The sequence below is a fragment of the Rodentibacter mrazii genome (genome assembly GCF_001998825.1).
Classification (GTDB): Bacteria; Pseudomonadota; Gammaproteobacteria; order Enterobacterales; family Pasteurellaceae; genus Rodentibacter; species Rodentibacter mrazii.
Genome location: NZ_MLHG01000036.1, coordinates 1 through 14,804 on the forward strand (window position 1 = coordinate 1; position 14,804 = coordinate 14,804).

Annotated in this window: 15 protein-coding genes and 6 tRNA genes; 8 read left to right on the plus strand and 13 right to left on the minus strand. The window is 38.9% G+C overall.

Going from position 1 to position 14,804, the window contains the following annotated elements; genetic code table 11:
- Positions 1-58 precede the first annotated feature (58 nt).
- Positions 59-376, plus strand: coding sequence for a met regulon transcriptional regulator MetJ (gene metJ / locus BKK47_RS06280; RefSeq protein WP_077433895.1), 318 nt, complete (start codon positions 59-61; stop codon positions 374-376).
- On the opposite strand, the gene BKK47_RS06285 is transcribed toward metJ, so the two are convergent.
- Positions 373-765: a Cu(I)-responsive transcriptional regulator gene (locus BKK47_RS06285; protein WP_077494042.1), complete on the minus strand. Its 393-nt coding sequence runs from the start codon at positions 763-765 to the stop codon at positions 373-375. The genes metJ and BKK47_RS06285 overlap by 4 nt on opposite strands.
- A gap of 83 nt (positions 766-848) precedes the next feature.
- Here BKK47_RS06285 and BKK47_RS06290 point away from each other — a divergent pair, with 83 nt between their 5' ends.
- Positions 849-1,055 carry a heavy-metal-associated domain-containing protein gene (locus BKK47_RS06290; protein WP_077494043.1) on the plus strand — a complete coding sequence of 69 codons (207 nt, stop codon included), beginning with the start codon at positions 849-851 and terminating at the stop codon, positions 1,053-1,055.
- A 25-nt stretch (positions 1,056-1,080) separates the two neighbouring features.
- Entirely contained in the window at positions 1,081-3,213 is a 2,133-nt protein-coding gene (locus BKK47_RS06295; RefSeq protein WP_077494068.1) for a heavy metal translocating P-type ATPase, read from the plus strand.
- Positions 3,214-3,247: 34 nt separating this feature from the next.
- Here BKK47_RS06295 and cpxA read toward each other — a convergent pair whose 3' ends face one another.
- The 4 genes from cpxA to yejK all read right to left on the minus strand — a co-directional run bounded on the left by cpxA (position 3,248) and on the right by yejK (position 6,881).
- Positions 3,248-4,639, minus strand: a complete 1,392-nt coding sequence (gene cpxA, locus BKK47_RS06300) for an envelope stress sensor histidine kinase CpxA (protein WP_077494044.1) — start codon at positions 4,637-4,639, stop codon at positions 3,248-3,250.
- Positions 4,640-4,645: 6 nt separating this feature from the next.
- Entirely contained in the window at positions 4,646-5,341 is a 696-nt protein-coding gene (locus BKK47_RS06305; RefSeq protein ID WP_077494045.1) for a response regulator, read from the minus strand.
- 48 nt (positions 5,342-5,389) lie between these two features.
- On the minus strand, positions 5,390-5,803 hold the full coding sequence (bamE, locus tag BKK47_RS06310) for an outer membrane protein assembly factor BamE (protein ID WP_077494046.1): 414 nt from the start codon (positions 5,801-5,803) through the stop codon (positions 5,390-5,392).
- Positions 5,804-5,864: 61 nt separating this feature from the next.
- The gene (gene yejK / locus BKK47_RS06315; RefSeq protein ID WP_077494047.1) at positions 5,865-6,881 is read right to left on the minus strand and encodes a nucleoid-associated protein YejK; all 1,017 of its coding nucleotides are present in this window, start codon (positions 6,879-6,881) and stop codon (positions 5,865-5,867) included.
- Positions 6,882-7,018: 137 nt separating this feature from the next.
- Between yejK and BKK47_RS06320 the strand changes: the two genes are divergently transcribed.
- The 3 genes from BKK47_RS06320 to BKK47_RS06330 all read left to right on the plus strand — a co-directional run bounded on the left by BKK47_RS06320 (position 7,019) and on the right by BKK47_RS06330 (position 10,200).
- The gene (locus BKK47_RS06320; protein WP_077494048.1) at positions 7,019-7,237 is read left to right on the plus strand and encodes a YejL family protein; all 219 of its coding nucleotides are present in this window, start codon (positions 7,019-7,021) and stop codon (positions 7,235-7,237) included.
- 1 nt (position 7,238) lies between these two features.
- Complete coding sequence (locus BKK47_RS06325) at positions 7,239-8,987, plus strand: DUF3413 domain-containing protein (protein ID WP_077494049.1); 1,749 nt, start codon at positions 7,239-7,241, stop codon at positions 8,985-8,987.
- A 220-nt stretch (positions 8,988-9,207) separates the two neighbouring features.
- On the plus strand, positions 9,208-10,200 hold the full coding sequence (locus BKK47_RS06330; RefSeq protein ID WP_077494050.1) for an amidohydrolase family protein: 993 nt from the start codon (positions 9,208-9,210) through the stop codon (positions 10,198-10,200).
- A 64-nt stretch (positions 10,201-10,264) separates the two neighbouring features.
- On the opposite strand, the gene BKK47_RS06335 is transcribed toward BKK47_RS06330, so the two are convergent.
- The 6 genes from BKK47_RS06335 to BKK47_RS06360 all read right to left on the minus strand — a co-directional run bounded on the left by BKK47_RS06335 (position 10,265) and on the right by BKK47_RS06360 (position 11,719).
- Positions 10,265-11,047, minus strand: coding sequence for a glycosyltransferase family 32 protein (locus BKK47_RS06335; RefSeq protein ID WP_077494051.1), 783 nt, complete (start codon positions 11,045-11,047; stop codon positions 10,265-10,267).
- 95 nt (positions 11,048-11,142) lie between these two features.
- Positions 11,143-11,218: transfer RNA gene (locus BKK47_RS06340), tRNA-Val, on the minus strand.
- A 40-nt stretch (positions 11,219-11,258) separates the two neighbouring features.
- Positions 11,259-11,334 (minus strand) — tRNA-Val (locus BKK47_RS06345).
- Positions 11,335-11,388: 54 nt separating this feature from the next.
- A tRNA-Val gene (locus BKK47_RS06350) sits at positions 11,389-11,464 on the minus strand.
- 63 nt (positions 11,465-11,527) lie between these two features.
- Positions 11,528-11,603, minus strand: a tRNA-Val gene (locus BKK47_RS06355).
- Between the two features lie 40 nt (positions 11,604-11,643).
- A tRNA-Val gene (locus BKK47_RS06360) sits at positions 11,644-11,719 on the minus strand.
- A gap of 171 nt (positions 11,720-11,890) precedes the next feature.
- Between BKK47_RS06360 and gltX the strand changes: the two genes are divergently transcribed.
- Both gltX and BKK47_RS06370 read left to right on the plus strand, forming a co-directional pair.
- Positions 11,891-13,333, plus strand: a complete 1,443-nt coding sequence (gltX, locus tag BKK47_RS06365; RefSeq protein ID WP_077494052.1) for a glutamate--tRNA ligase — start codon at positions 11,891-11,893, stop codon at positions 13,331-13,333.
- Positions 13,334-13,411: 78 nt separating this feature from the next.
- Positions 13,412-13,487, plus strand: a tRNA-Ala gene (locus tag BKK47_RS06370).
- A 92-nt stretch (positions 13,488-13,579) separates the two neighbouring features.
- Here BKK47_RS06370 and psiE read toward each other — a convergent pair.
- Positions 13,580-13,996: a phosphate-starvation-inducible protein PsiE gene (gene psiE, locus BKK47_RS06375; protein ID WP_077494053.1), complete on the minus strand. Its 417-nt coding sequence runs from the start codon at positions 13,994-13,996 to the stop codon at positions 13,580-13,582.
- An 81-nt stretch (positions 13,997-14,077) separates the two neighbouring features.
- Positions 14,078-14,803 (minus strand): epoxyqueuosine reductase QueH, encoded by a 726-nt coding sequence (locus BKK47_RS06380; protein ID WP_077494054.1) that lies wholly within the window; start codon positions 14,801-14,803, stop codon positions 14,078-14,080.
- Position 14,804: the final 1 nt, after the last annotated feature.

Below are 14,804 nucleotides of genomic sequence, written 5' to 3' on the forward strand. Positions count from 1 at the left end.
CATTAAAATAACCATAGATAATTTAGTTTTTATTTTCTTATTTGATTGCAAGGTACTTATGGCAGATTGGAATGGCAAATATATCAGCCCCTATGCGGAACACGGGAAAAAAAGCGAGCAGGTTAAAAAAATTACGGTATCAATTCCTATTAAGGTATTGGAAATTTTAACTAATGAACGTACCCGCCGCCAATTAAAAAGTTTACGTCACGCAACCAATAGCGAGTTGCTTTGTGAAGCCTTTCTCCATGCGTTTACCGGTCAACCTCTGCCTACAGATGCTGATTTAATAAAAGATCGTAATGACGAAATTCCGGAAGAAGCAAAAGAGATCATGCTCCAATTAGGCATCGATCCGGAAAGTTGGGATTATTAGTTTTCTTCTTTTAATCCGTCCAAAATTGAGCATTCGGGGCAATCATTGCCTTGACATGCATCATACCAACCTTGTAGTTCTCCTACCATTTCTTCTAATTGCTTAATCTGTTGTTTTAATGTTGCGATATGTTTTGCTGTGAGTGTTTTTACTTCACTACTACAGCGGGTGGGGTTATCTTGCAGAGCGAGTAATTGTCCTATCTGTTGTAAAGAAAAACCTACATCTCGCGAATGTCGAATAAAATATAATCGCTCAATATCTGTTTTTTCATAATGGCGGTAGCCGGAAAGGTTTCGTTTTGCCGGTTTAAGTAAACCTAATTTCTCATAATCTCGAATTTGTTTGGCGGAGAGACCGCTTAATTTTGCTGCTTCACTAATATTCATAGAAAATACCTTGACCTTTACCTTAAGTTAAGGTTTATAGTAGCCGCATTTATTTTTTATTCAATAAAACAAGGAGAAAATAAATGAAAAATATTCACTTAACTGTAACTGGAATGCATTGTGTGGGCTGTGTAAAAAGTGTAACGCGCGTACTGGAAGAATTGGAAGGCGTGGAACAAGTGAATGTTTCTCTTGAAGGTTATGCTGATATTCAATTTGATGAAAACAAAGTTTCTGTCGAACAGTTAATTGAAGCTATTGAGGAGGCGGGATTTGACGCAACAGAATAGAAAGATTGCTATCCAAATTGAAGGTATGACTTGTCAATCTTGTGCGAGCAGAATTGAAAAGGTGTTGAACAAAAAGCCTTTTGTGGAACAGGCAAATGTGAATTTTGCGGTGGAAGAGGCACAAGTGGTTTTTGATTCGACACAAGCAACGACAGAAGATGTTCTTAATATTCTTCAAAAAACGGGATTTAAAGGAATTTTAAAAAATGATCGGCAACCCGTTTTGCCAGAGGATAGAAAAGCTCATTGGCAGCTTTGGCTATTATTGTTAATTAACATTCCTTTTTTGATTGGGATGATTGGAATGTTAATTGGCAATCATCGTTTAATGCTGTCCCCTATGTGGCAATTTGTGCTGGCAACGATTGTACAATTTGGTCTCGCTATCCCGTTTTATCGAGGTGCGATTGCTAGTATTCGCAGTGGATTGGCAAATATGGATGTACTTGTTAGCAGTGGCACACTCACCATTTATTTGTATGCCACTTATATGTTGTTCTATCACATTGCACAAGGTCATAATGCGTTGCATCATATTTATTTTGAAGCCGCTGTTATGGTGATTGGCTTTGTGGCTCTTGGCAAGTTTTTAGAAGAGAGAACCAAAAAACATAGCTTAAACAGCCTTGAGTTGCTATTACAACTTACCCCGAAAAAAGTGAGCGTTTTCCGTGATGAAACCTGGCAAACTATTTCGCTTGATCAGGTGAAAATAGGAGATGTTTTGTGTACAAATCATGGGGAGCGTATTGCGGCAGATGGTATTGTTGAAGAGGGTGCTGGGTGGTGTGATGAAAGCCATTTAACCGGTGAATCTATACCTGAAATGAAGCAAATTAAAAGTATGGTATTGGCGGGGGCCATGGTGACAGAGGGAAGCTTAATTTACCGTGCTAACCAGCTCGGTTCAAAAACTTTGCTTGGCGATATGATGAAGGCTCTTTCTGACGCACAAGGCACAAAAGCACCAATTGCCCGTTTTGCAGACAAAGTTGCCGGTATTTTTGTACCTGCTGTTCTTATTATTGCTATGGTAACGTTCGGGCTAACCTGGTGGATTACGGCAAATATTGGTACGGCAATTATTCACTCGGTTGCGGTGTTAGTGATTGCTTGTCCCTGTGCATTGGGGCTTGCTACCCCAGCTGCTATCATGGCTGGAATGGGAAAAGCAGTGAATAGTGGAATTTGGTTTAAGGACGCTACAGCAATGGAAGAAACTGCCCGTGTCGATACCGTTGTGTTAGATAAAACAGGCACATTAACGACCAGCGAACTGGCTGTAGCTGCGGTATGGCAACCTGAAAGTGCGGTCATTTCCGAAAAAGATTTGTATCGCATTACCGCCGCAGTAGAGCAAAATGCCACACACCCTATCGCAAAAGCAATAGTGCGTTCAGCATTGGAAAAAAGATCGACAATACCGACCGCACTTTCTGTGAAAACCGAAGTAGGTTTAGGTGTTTCGGCTGAAGTAGAAGGCGTCGGCTTCATTAAAGTGGGCTCACCGGAGTTTTGTGGTTTTCAGCTACCAAGCCAACTTAATGGTATATGGGATATAGCAAGTATTGTGGTAGTTTCTATTAATAACGAAATTGCCGGTGCATTTGCATTAACTGACACATTACGCGAAGAAAGTAAAGGAACAATTAAACGTTTACAACAAAATAATATTAATGTGATTATTATGAGTGGTGATCGTCAACCCGCTGTGGATTATATTGCACAACAGCTTAGTATTACGACGGCATTTGGCAAATTTACTCCTCGTGATAAAGCGGCAAGAATTCAAGCCTTGCAGCAGGAAGGACGAGTTGTTGCCATGGTAGGAGATGGTATTAATGATGCGGCGGCATTGGTGATGGCAAATGTGAGTTTTGCAATGAAATCAGGTTCTGATGTTGCAGAGCAAGCGGCTTCGGCAACCTTAATGTGGCAATCGATAAAGCAACTTGCCGATGGAATTTTTATCGCACAAGCTACATTAAAAAATATCAAACAAAATCTCTTTTTTGCGTTGATTTATAATGCACTTGGAATACCTCTTGCCGCATTGGGTTATTTAAATCCTGTCATTGCAGGCGCAGCAATGGCATTAAGTTCTATTTCCGTATTAACGAATGCATTAAGATTAAAACGATTAAAAATTGAACAATAAAATAAGGCGGAATTATCCGCTTTATTTTTTATTACTACTTGTTTAACCAAAGCGGTAACTCAATCGTAACGGCTAGTCCTCCCAGTGCGCTTTGTTCAGCCCACACTTTACCTTGATGTTCTTTAATAATATTTAAAACAATAGTTAGGCCTAATCCCGTACCGCCCGTTGAACGGGTACGAGCCTCGTCAACGCGATAAAATGGTTGGAAAATTTTTTCAAATTCATCAGGGGATACGCCTAAACCGTTATCATCAATTCGGATTTTGAGGGTTTCTTCTTGGACAAAAATACTGAGTTTGATCTTACTCTTGGTATATTTCAGCGCATTTCTAATAATATTTTCTACCGCACTTTGTAATAATTCCGGGTTTCCGTTCAGAAATATATCGGAATCTGATAATTGGAAGTGTTGTTCAAATTCAATATGGCGTTGTTTTGCCTCAAACATTGCATCTTGAACTACATCACGCCAAATTTTCTCAGCCGGAAAGATGGATCTTTTCGTTTGTGTGTTCATTTGTTGCCGAGAGAGAAGTAGTAGCTCATTAATCATTTTATCCATACGCGTAATTTCTTTCTCAATTCGTTGAACGGCATTATTGCTACCGATTTGATGACGAAGCAGGGCCGCAGCAAGTTGAAGACGGGTCAGTGGCGTTTTCATTTCATGAGAAATGGAGGATAACAAATTTTGTTGATTTGAGATTAACCCGTTAATAGCCGTTGCCATTCTATTAAAACTTTGACCTACCTGACGTAGTTCTAATGGTCCGTTTTGGCTTAATTGAGGATCAATTTTAAAATTACCAAGAGCCACACTATTTGCTGCTTTTTGCAATCGGGAAATCGGCTTCACTATGGTATAGGTAAACCACCATAGCAATGGTGTGGTAATTGATAAGGTTAGTATGAGTAATATTAAAGGATTATCGATCATATACCGAAGTATTTCTTGGGTAGGATTGCCATGAGAGATAAAGAAAATCGAAAAGGGTTTATCAAAGTTATCGACATACACTTGAAAAGGACCGGCAACCTGAATATTTGAAAAGTTTTTTCGCATAGGCTGAGAGAAATTATTTGCAGTTTCAGTGAAGCGTTCGATAAAGATTTTTTCTTCACTAAATGCACCCAAAAATTCTTTGCGGAGAGGATCATAAATAACCGGACGGGTTTCAGAAAATCGGTCAATGGGGAGTAAGGGAACTCCTGAAATAAGTGATTTAATTTTGTTATTGCGAACAAACTCCACCAGTTTCTTTTGATACTTGGCGACTTCATGCTCTTGAAGATTTGAGTAAAATCGGCTATCCAAATAAGGCAATAGGGCTAATGCCCCTATCATGGCAAAAAATGCAAGCCAAAAAACTGTAAAAGTACGGATAGTTAAATAATTTAGACTAAATTTTTTTTTACTCAGCATAGGGGATTATTTGCTAATTAAAAGATAACCACGACCACGTAAAGTTCTGAACCACGGTAATCCATCTTCCCTAGGCGGTAATTTTTTGCGTAGGTTTGACATATGCATATCAATCGAGCGATCAAATGGTGTCAGCGGTTTTCCCAACACATTCATACTTAGCTCCTCACGAGTAATGAGTTTACCTTGGGAATGAACAAGCGCCTCTAGCAACGAGAATTCCGATGCGGTAAGAAGAAGATCTTGTGTTTTATAGAATGCTTGTTGATGACCCGAATGGAGCTTTAATTCACAAAAAGAAACCCAACCGTTTTCTTCCTGTTTGGCTTCTAAATCTTCGGATATGGTGCTTCTACGTAAAATTGCTTTAATACGGGCTATCAACTCACGATCATTAAACGGTTTTGGTAAATAGTCGTCAGCGCCCAGTTCTAATCCTAATACGCGATCAATTTCTTCGCCACGAGCAGTTAACATCATCACCGGAACATTAGATTGCTGACGGATACGTTTAAGGGTTTCTATACCGTTTAATACAGGCATCATGACATCCAATAGGATTAATGAATAATCCTGATTGAGTTTATCCAATGCTTCTTGCCCATTATTAGCGACGTCAATATCAAAACCCGATAAAGAGAGGACTTCTGCAAGCAAGTCGGTTAATTCAGTATCATCATCAACTAATAAAATTTTTGACATTGTTATAAACCTTTTAGTATGACTTATGTTTAGAAAAACAAAAGGAAGTTACCAAAATTTCCACCACGATTTTTTATTGGTGTCAATGCTACGTTCAATAACTGTATTGTTTTCGTTTTGTGATGTAACCTCCGGCAACGGCTTGTCTAAATGTGTTTCAGCCACCAGACCTCGTTGATCAAATTTTACGGTAAAAGTATGTTGTTCCGGAGCTTGGTAAGCTCGTTGTTGTAAAAACACATAATACCAAGTTAAATTACTATAAGGATCAATTAAGATAGGCGTTCCGAGTAAGTATTGCACTTGTTGAACTGTCATTCCCTGTTTAACTTGCGCTACGCTTGCTGCTTCTAAATAGTTGCCCTGTGGCACATCAATACGATATACGACTTTTTCAACGGTAGAACAAGCAGAAAGGCTAAGCGCCAATACCGTTGCACCAAAAAGAGTTTTGAATTGCATTTTCTTTACCTGTCTTCACAATTTTTTTCAAATAATACCCAAAGTTAATTCGCTTGCCAAACTAATTCTTTGATTTTAAGGCTTTTTGTAGCTGATCTTTCAAGTTCGGCGGTAACCCTTTGATGACGAGTTCATCGTTCATTGAATCCCAATGAACCCGCGTATTGAGTAAATCCGCATCAAAACTTAATGTAATTCCCTTACCTGAGCCGGAGAATTTTGTCAGTGATTTTAATGTAGAACGCACTGGCGGAATACTTTCCTCTAAACCATAATCCTGATTTTCTATAAAGGAAACAAAAGGTTGCTCGCTTAGAGTAGGGATGTTGGCGGAAAGTTCCGCTAATTCAATTTCTTCCCCCGTGGTAAGTTGCCCTTTACAATAGTCAAAAACTTGTTTTTTTACTGCTTGAGTTTGTTCTTTACTGAGATCGCCCTGTTCGCAATAATCACTGACAGCTTGCAATAAGCATTGATTTTGTACTTGTGGGTTTAACCCTTCCTCTGCTCCTAAGAAATCCATAAAAAAGTCACTAATTTTTCGTCCAACTCGCCCTTTAATGAACGTTAAATAACGATTGGAATTAGCGTTGATTTGTAAATCTGTCAGGTTTACTCTTGCCGCAATATCAAATTGCGTAATATCGAGATATTCTGTGCGGCGAATATCCAAGTGTTCGTCGACTAGCATACTGTGTCGGCTGTCTAGTAATGCGATAAATAAATAATCCGTCGCTAAAAAGTTATATTGGCACAGAATAAGTGTGCCGCTGTCGGCAAAATTATAGTTGCTTAATTCATCGGCAAGGAGTTTAGTAGCATATTGACTAAAGCCCAAAAATTCGATTTCTTGTTCCAATAAACGATTCAAATGCTGTGCAAATACTGAATTTTCTTGGAAGATGCCAAAGGCTTTAGCCTTATTTTGATAGCCTTGGTGTAACGCTAACATCATTTGCTCCACTTCCGGTTTAATTGGTAGGAGTTCTTCTCGAAGAATACTTTCCATTTTGGTATTTTCACCGTCTGTTTGCTTGGTAAGTTGATGTAGCACGATTTGATTCACAGTAATGCTCATTTTATTTTCCTTCTTTCAAAAACGTGGCAAATTATAACCGCACTTTTTCTGCATTTCTGCAAGAAAAAAGAAATTATTTATGATCTGCAAAATAATCGGGTATCATAGGACAACCTCTTTCTTTTGTTTTTAATAAAATGGCGCAACATTCTAAATATTCTGACGCACAATTAAGCGCAATTGTAAATGATATGATTGCAGTGCTTGAAAAACATAAAGCTCCGGTGGATTTATCCCTGATTGCCCTTGGGAATATGACAAGCAATTTACTCACCACCAGTGTGCCTCAAACTCAGCGGGAAGCCTTAGCTCAAGCCTTTTCTAATTCTTTAATTAACGCAGTAAAAACGCTTTAGTATGATTCGATTCAAAAAAGGCATGTTTAGTGGAAAACAGTACCGTGACGAGACCTCACGAAAAATCTCGTGGGGACATTGGTTTGCCTTTTTTAATATCATTATCGCCATATTGATCGGCGCACGTTATGCTTTCCTGATTGATTGGCCGGATACCCTTGGCGGAAAACTTTATTTTTTCGTCAGTTTGCTCGGGCATTTTAGCTTTAGTGTTTTTGCCATTTATTTATTAGTCATTTTTCCATTAAGTTTTATTGTTAAAAATCACCGCACTTTTCGTGGTTTAACGGTGATTCTGTCCACTATTTGTATCACATTGTTGTTGTTTGATACGGAAGTGTTTCATCGATTTAATTTACATTTATCATCGGTAGTGTGGAACTTATTGGTGAATCCGGAAAATAGTGAAATGTCACGAAATTGGCAAATTTTCTTTGCACCAATGCCGATTATTTTACTGGTACAAATGCTGTTTTCCCGTTGGAGCTGGGAAAAACTTCGTAGCCTAGAACGTCAAAAGTGGCTGAAGGCAGTAGGGATTTTTTTCACTTCGGCTTTTATCGCGACTCATCTTATTTATGCTTGGGCGGATGCGTACTTGTACCGCCCTATCACAATGCAACGCGCTAATTTCCCACTTTCTTATCCAATGACAGCACGCTCATTTTTAGAAAAACACGGGTTGCTGGATGGCGAGCAATATGCGCAAACATTGGCACAGGAAGGGCGATTGGATGCGCTAAAAATTAGTTATCCGAAACATCCTCTGGTTTTTTCCCCAATGAAACAGAAGCCGAATATTTTGCTTATTACGGTTTCAGGATTACGTTATGACGCTGTCTCTGCTGAAACAATGCCGAAATTAGCGGAACTTGCGACTAATTCGACACAGTTTACCAATCATTATAGTAGCGGTAATACGAAAAATACCGGCTTAGTAGGGCTGTTTTATGGTTTAAACGCTAATTATACGGATAGTATTTTAAGCAACCATACCTCATCGGTATTCATTGAAAAATTACAAGCGGAAAAGTATCAATTCGGTTTATTCTCAGCCATGAATTTTAAAGATAGCTTGTTCCGCCAAGCGCTATTTCGCGGTATGAAATTAACAAAAGGTAAATTCGGTAACGAAAGTGCGGTCAAAAATTTCAATGAATTTATTGCTACCAAAAAATCGGATACCCCTTGGTTTGCTTACCTTGATCTTGATTTGAAAATTAACAATGTATCGGAATATCAGCAAAACTTAATGCGGATGGATAAATTGATTGAACAAGTATTAGCTAATGTTCCAGTAGAAAATACAATGATTATTGTGACTGCAGAACATGGTTTAACTTTCAATGCATTAAATGAAAAAGAACGGGAGAATTATTTTGGGCGTGATCAGATTCAGGTTCCATTATTCGTCTATTGGCAGGGCTTACCTGTGGGTATAGAAAAAGGTCTGACAAATCATACGGATTTATTGCCGGCATTAATGAAAAATGTGTTTAATGTTCAGAATCCTTCCAAGGACTACTCACAAGGGCATGATTTGTTTGAGCGAAACGGAGATGATTGGGTGCTTGTTTCTAATTATCGTTGGAATGTGTTGGTTCAACCTGATGGCACGCAATACCACATTGATCGCAAAGGAAACTACAAAAAATTTGACCGCACTTATCAAGAACAGTCTTCCGAACGCCCACCTTTAGGTTTGTTCTTGGAAATGTTTAAACGGGAAAATTCATTTTTTGATAAATAAATATAGGGCAGGGTTTTCATCTTATTTTGTGATAAAAATGAATAGCTTTTTGAGGCCCAACCCTTTATACTTTCGCCTCAGTTTAAGACTGAAAAGATGTTATTAATGAAAATCCGTGAGTTTTTCATAACATTATTGCAATGCTTCTCGCCACGTTTGTCGTGCCTTTCAATTAATACGCTTCTCGTCTTTTTATCCTCATTCTTTTTATGGAGTTTGTATGAAAAGCCATGTTCGTAGTTTTAAAACTTATATCCGTGATGAAATTATCAAAAAGGGTGGTTGGGTGAATGCCCATGCTCACGCTGATCGTGCCTTTACGATGACACCGGAGAAAATCGGCATTTATCACAGCAGTAATTTACAGCAAAAATGGGATTTGGTGGATGAGGTAAAACGGACATCCAGTGTGGATGACTATTATGCACGTTTCTGTCAATCTATTGAATTAATGATTTCGCAAGGGGTGACGGCATTTGGCACCTTTGTTGATATTGATCCAATTTGTGAAGATAGAGCAATCATCGCCGCCCATAAAGCCCGTGAAGTGTATAAACACGATATTATTCTTAAATTTGCGAACCAAACTTTAAAAGGAGTAATTGAACCGACGGCACGGAAATGGTTCGATATCGGCTCGGAAATGGTGGATATGATCGGTGGTTTGCCTTATCGTGATGAGTTAGATTATGGGCGGGGGCTTGAAGCCATGGATATTCTGCTCGATAAAGCCAAATCGCTCGGAATTATGTGTCATGTGCATGTGGATCAATTCAATAATCCAAGTGAAAAAGAAACGGAACAACTTTGCGATAAAACCATTGAACATGGAATGGAAGGTCGTGTTGTAGGGATTCACGGCATTTCAATCGGCTCTCATTCAAAAGAATATCGCTATAAACTTTACGAAAAAATGCGTAAGGCAAAAATGATGATGATCGCCTGTCCGATGGCGTGGATTGATAGTAATCGTAAAGAAGATTTGATGCCGTTTCATAATGCTTTAACACCTGCAGATGAAATGATCCCAGAAGGAATTATTGTGGCGCTGGGAACGGATAATATCTGTGATTATATGGTGCCGCTTTGTGAAGGTGATTTATGGCAGGAATTAAGTTTACTTGCGGCGGGTTGTCGTTTCCCACATTTGGATGCGATGGTGGATATTGCAAGTATTAATGGACGGAAAGTATTAGGATTGGATCCGATTTAACCATGTTATAAAAATAGAAAAGTGCGGTGAAAAAATTAAGAGATTTCTCACCGCACTTTTTTATTTATTTTAGTAAGTCTTCACTTTTTGCATGAATCCATTTTCCTTTTTTCTTATCCATATATTGAAAATATTCATTAGCAAAGATGCCTTGTGCGCAAGTGAATTTGTCTCTACGGTGAGTCACTTTTTTTCCTTCTAAAGCTAGATTGAGAGTATTTGGTCCTGTTAGTGTGAATACACCATGTTCTGTTCGGCGTTGCTCGATGTTATCAATGATAATATCTAGTGTTTCCCGTAAGAATGGATTACCTTTTTCACTTGCCATAAAGAAATTTGTGTATTTGCCCCGACGTGTAATGAGTACTTCGCTATTTTGTTCTTCTAAAATAGAACCTAAACACCAAAGGAGAAGCCCATCAATATCCATATAGATTCCACCTTCATTATAAAGAACGAATAAACGCCAAAAATCAGCTTGCGCCGCCCCATCATTGAGCTGAATATAAGCCTGATATGTACGCTTATCTGCATATTTTTTGATGTATTCTTCTCGGGCTTCCGTACTCACATAGCGATAATTAAAGCTGAGTGAAAGGAGACGGTTTAGAAGATAATTGCAGTAAATTGGTAGCGTAACTTTATTACTATAGTTAGTTTGCCAAATAGTGCGGTTAATTTTTAATTGTTTTTTAGAAAGACGCTTTGCCGAATTAACTTCTGGAATAGTAAAGCGTTTTTTGGGGAAAATAAAATGAAAGGGATAACTTAGTATTTTGACTGCATTGCCTAAAATGCGTAGTAGGCTACCCGTTACAAGAATTAATGTTTGATATTTAATTTTCATGATTATTTAATGGTAAAAAAGCAAGAACGCACTTACTTTATCATGTTATTGAAATCATTAAAATTAGAAAGTGGAATGACTAGAAAAATTTAAATTGGTGGGCGATACCGGTCTCGAACCAGTGACCCCCTCCTTGTAAGGGAGGTGCTCTCCCAACTGAGCTAATCGCCCGCTTGGTCAAACTCTACAACATTAAGATACTTTGAAAAAGTGGTGGGCGATACCGGTCTCGAACCAGTGACCCCCTCCTTGTAAGGGAGGTGCTCTCCCAACTGAGCTAATCGCCCGATAATATGAAGACTCGTGTCTTATATTTCGGTTTATTTAAACACTTGATTAAGTGGTGGGCGATACCGGTCTCGAACCAGTGACCCCCTCCTTGTAAGGGAGGTGCTCTCCCAACTGAGCTAATCGCCCACTTAAGATAGCGTTTAAATAAAAGGGAAGTTTGAGCGGAAAAGATACTTAAATTGAATTAAGTGGTGGGCGATACCGGTCTCGAACCAGTGACCCCCTCCTTGTAAGGGAGGTGCTCTCCCAACTGAGCTAATCGCCCGCTTGGTCAAACTCTACAACATTAAGATACTTTGAAAAAGTGGTGGGCGATACCGGTCTCGAACCAGTGACCCCCTCCTTGTAAGGGAGGTGCTCTCCCAACTGAGCTAATCGCCCTTAATGTTGTGGATTGGCATTATAGGGATAATGCATTTTCAGTCAATCATTTTTTATAAAATTTAACTTAATTGTTGTAAAAATAAACATAAAAATGGCTTTTTTATTCAGAAGTTAGCCTAGTCGTAGTAGAATAACAGGCAATTTTTTATTGAATATAGGGTTATAAAAATGAAATTAGATGCTCCTTTTAGTTTAGATCCAAATGTAAAAGTACGCACACGTTTTGCTCCAAGCCCTACGGGCTATTTACATGTGGGGGGCGCACGCACGGCACTTTATTCTTGGTTATTTGCAAAACATAACCAAGGTGAATTTGTATTACGCATTGAAGATACGGATTTAGAACGTTCGACACCGGAAGCAACAGCGGCTATTTTGGAAGGTATGGAATGGCTTAATCTTGCCTGGGAACATGGTCCTTATTATCAAACCAAACGTTTTGATCGTTATAATCAGGTGATTGATGAAATGCTTGAACAAGGCTTGGCTTATCGTTGCTATTGCTCTAAAGAACGTCTAGAAGAGTTGCGTCATAACCAAGAACAAAATAAAGAAAAACCACGTTATGATCGTCATTGTTTACATGATCACAGTCATTCACCTGATGAACCTCATGTTGTACGCTTTAAAAATCCAACGGAAGGCTCGGTTATATTTGATGATGCGGTGCGCGGTCGTATTGAAATCAGCAATAGTGAATTAGACGACTTAATTATTCGTCGAACCGATGGTTCGCCGACCTATAATTTCTGTGTGGTGGTAGATGATTGGGATATGGGAATCACCCATGTCGTGCGTGGTGAGGATCATATTAACAACACGCCACGTCAAATTAATATCTTAAAAGCCCTTGGGGCACCGATTCCGGTGTATGCCCACGTTTCTATGATCAACGGTGATGACGGTCAAAAACTTTCTAAACGTCATGGTGCAGTCAGTGTGATGCAATATCGTGATGAAGGGTATTTACCGGAAGCATTAGTCAACTATCTTGTGCGTTTAGGGTGGGGATATGGCGATCAAGAGATTTTTAGCCGTGAAGAAATGATCAAATATTTTGAATTGGATCATGTGAGTAAGTCTGCCAGTGCATTCAATACTGATAAACTTTTGTGGTTAAACCATCATTATATTCGTGAATTAGCACCGGAATATGTCGCAAAACATCTCGAATGGCAATATCGGGATCTCGGTATTGATACAACCAATGGACCTGCTTTATCGGAAATTGTCAAAATGTTAGCAGATCGTTGTAAAACGCTACGTGAAATGGCTCTTGCCAGCCGTTATTTTTTTGAAGAGTTTGAGACTTTTGATGAAGCGGCAGTGAAAAAACATTTCAAAGCCGATGCGGTTGATGCACTTGAAAAAGTAAAAGAAAAATTGACCGCACTTTCTACTTGGGATCTACATTCTACCCATGAAGCGATTGAACAAACTGCTGCGGAGCTTGAAGTGGGGATGGGGAAAGTAGGAATGCCGTTACGTGTGGCAGTGACAGGTTCCGGACAATCTCCTTCAATGGATGTCACTTTAGTGGGGATCGGGCGTGAACGGGTACTTGCTCGAATTCAACGTGCGATTGAGTTTATTCAATCTCAAAATGCTTAATATTTAATCGTCTGATTTTTTCGAGATAATTTAATATTGACAGGGATAGCGGTAAAATTTAAGATACCGCCATATTTCGGGGATATAGCTCAGTTGGGAGAGCGCTTGAATGGCATTCAAGAGGTCGTCGGTTCGATCCCGATTATCTCCACCAATTCAATAAAGCAAGGTAAATTACCTTGCTTTTTTTGTATTAACCATCTTATTAAACTAAAAATGCACAGTATTTACGGTGCAATTTCATTTCTAGAAATTTTTCAATTTATTGGAATACAGCACTAAACAGAGTGCGATCACCATAATTAAAATTGCACCGGCAAATAGAAGGGTATCTACCGCATTTTCATGACTCACGATAATTAATCGGAGCATCGCTGTTATACCGGCATAAATGAAATAACGCAGCGGAAAATGGTAGCCGCTTTTAAAATATTGGACAATTAAGCCGATAAAACCGAAATACAAGAAAAACATGACGGTCTGTTCTGCTAATGCGTAAGGCACAACAGTGGAAGGGTTTATCACCATTAAAGCAAGAGAATAGGTGATTTTGCCTAAGGCGATAATCAAAACGATAGAAAGTGCAATAAGAGCCGTACTTAATACATATTTAAGTATATTAATGACAAATGCCGGTAATTTTTCTAATTGGTTTTCTTCCATTTTTTTCTTCATTATTTTCAATAAAAACTATTGATAGGCTAATCGGTATTTGGGAAAAGGGCGGTCATTTTTTCTTGTGTTTTAATCCGGAGAATAATACAGTTTTCCGATTTCAATTTTATGACGACCGGTTTCCTCACGCCATTTATTGCTATCACGTAATGAATAAACACAACCACAATATTCTTGCTGATAAAAACGTTCACGTTTACTGATTTCGATCATTCGTTGTGAACCGCCTTCTTTGCGCCAGTTGTAGTCCCAGTAAATAACATCATCATATTTTTCAGCTGCACGATGACCGCAACCGTTAATTTGATTCATATCTTTCCAACGGGAAATACCAAGACAGCTGGTAAAAACCGGGAAACCATGTTCGTGTGCGTATTCGGCCGCTTTTTCAAAGCGCATATCAAAGCACATCGTACAGCGAATGCCACGCTCCGGCTCCCATTCCATCCCTTTGGCTCGGTCAAACCAATTTTGCCGATCATAATCCGCATCAATAAATGGAATGCCAAATTTTTTGGCAAAACGAATATTTTCTTCTTTACGGATCAAATATTCTTTGAGTGGATGAATATTGGGATTGTAGAAATAAATAGTAAATTCAATACCTGAAGCAAGAATGGCTTCCATGACTTCACCAGAACAAGGCGCACAGCAGGAGTGAAGAAGGAGCTTATTGTGTCCCTCCGGTAGTTCTAGTTTTTCACGAATAAAGGGCGCATTAGGATCTTTGCGAGCCTTCTTTTTCGGTGTTCTCGGTTGAAAATTAGTCGTATGTTGTGTTTTAAGGTTATTCATA

Bases quoted from the DNA above. Each gene is read 5' to 3' on its own strand.
- metJ (WP_077433895.1), top strand. From the start codon at position 59: ATGGCAGATTGGAATGGCAAATATATCAGCCCCTATGCGGAACACGGG.
- BKK47_RS06285 (WP_077494042.1), bottom strand. From the start codon at position 765: ATGAATATTAGTGAAGCAGCAAAATTAAGCGGTCTCTCCGCCAAACAA.
- BKK47_RS06290 (WP_077494043.1), top strand. From the start codon at position 849: ATGAAAAATATTCACTTAACTGTAACTGGAATGCATTGTGTGGGCTGT.
- BKK47_RS06295 (WP_077494068.1), top strand. From the start codon at position 1,081: ATGACTTGTCAATCTTGTGCGAGCAGAATTGAAAAGGTGTTGAACAAA.
- cpxA (WP_077494044.1), bottom strand. From the start codon at position 4,639: ATGCTGAGTAAAAAAAAATTTAGTCTAAATTATTTAACTATCCGTACT.
- BKK47_RS06305 (WP_077494045.1), bottom strand. From the start codon at position 5,341: ATGTCAAAAATTTTATTAGTTGATGATGATACTGAATTAACCGACTTG.
- bamE (WP_077494046.1), bottom strand. From the start codon at position 5,803: ATGCAATTCAAAACTCTTTTTGGTGCAACGGTATTGGCGCTTAGCCTT.
- yejK (WP_077494047.1), bottom strand. From the start codon at position 6,881: ATGAGCATTACTGTGAATCAAATCGTGCTACATCAACTTACCAAGCAA.
- BKK47_RS06320 (WP_077494048.1), top strand. From the start codon at position 7,019: ATGGCGCAACATTCTAAATATTCTGACGCACAATTAAGCGCAATTGTA.
- BKK47_RS06325 (WP_077494049.1), top strand. From the start codon at position 7,239: ATGATTCGATTCAAAAAAGGCATGTTTAGTGGAAAACAGTACCGTGAC.
- BKK47_RS06330 (WP_077494050.1), top strand. From the start codon at position 9,208: ATGAAAAGCCATGTTCGTAGTTTTAAAACTTATATCCGTGATGAAATT.
- BKK47_RS06335 (WP_077494051.1), bottom strand. From the start codon at position 11,047: ATGAAAATTAAATATCAAACATTAATTCTTGTAACGGGTAGCCTACTA.
- gltX (WP_077494052.1), top strand. From the start codon at position 11,891: ATGAAATTAGATGCTCCTTTTAGTTTAGATCCAAATGTAAAAGTACGC.
- psiE (WP_077494053.1), bottom strand. From the start codon at position 13,996: ATGGAAGAAAACCAATTAGAAAAATTACCGGCATTTGTCATTAATATA.
- BKK47_RS06380 (WP_077494054.1), bottom strand. From the start codon at position 14,803: ATGAATAACCTTAAAACACAACATACGACTAATTTTCAACCGAGAACA.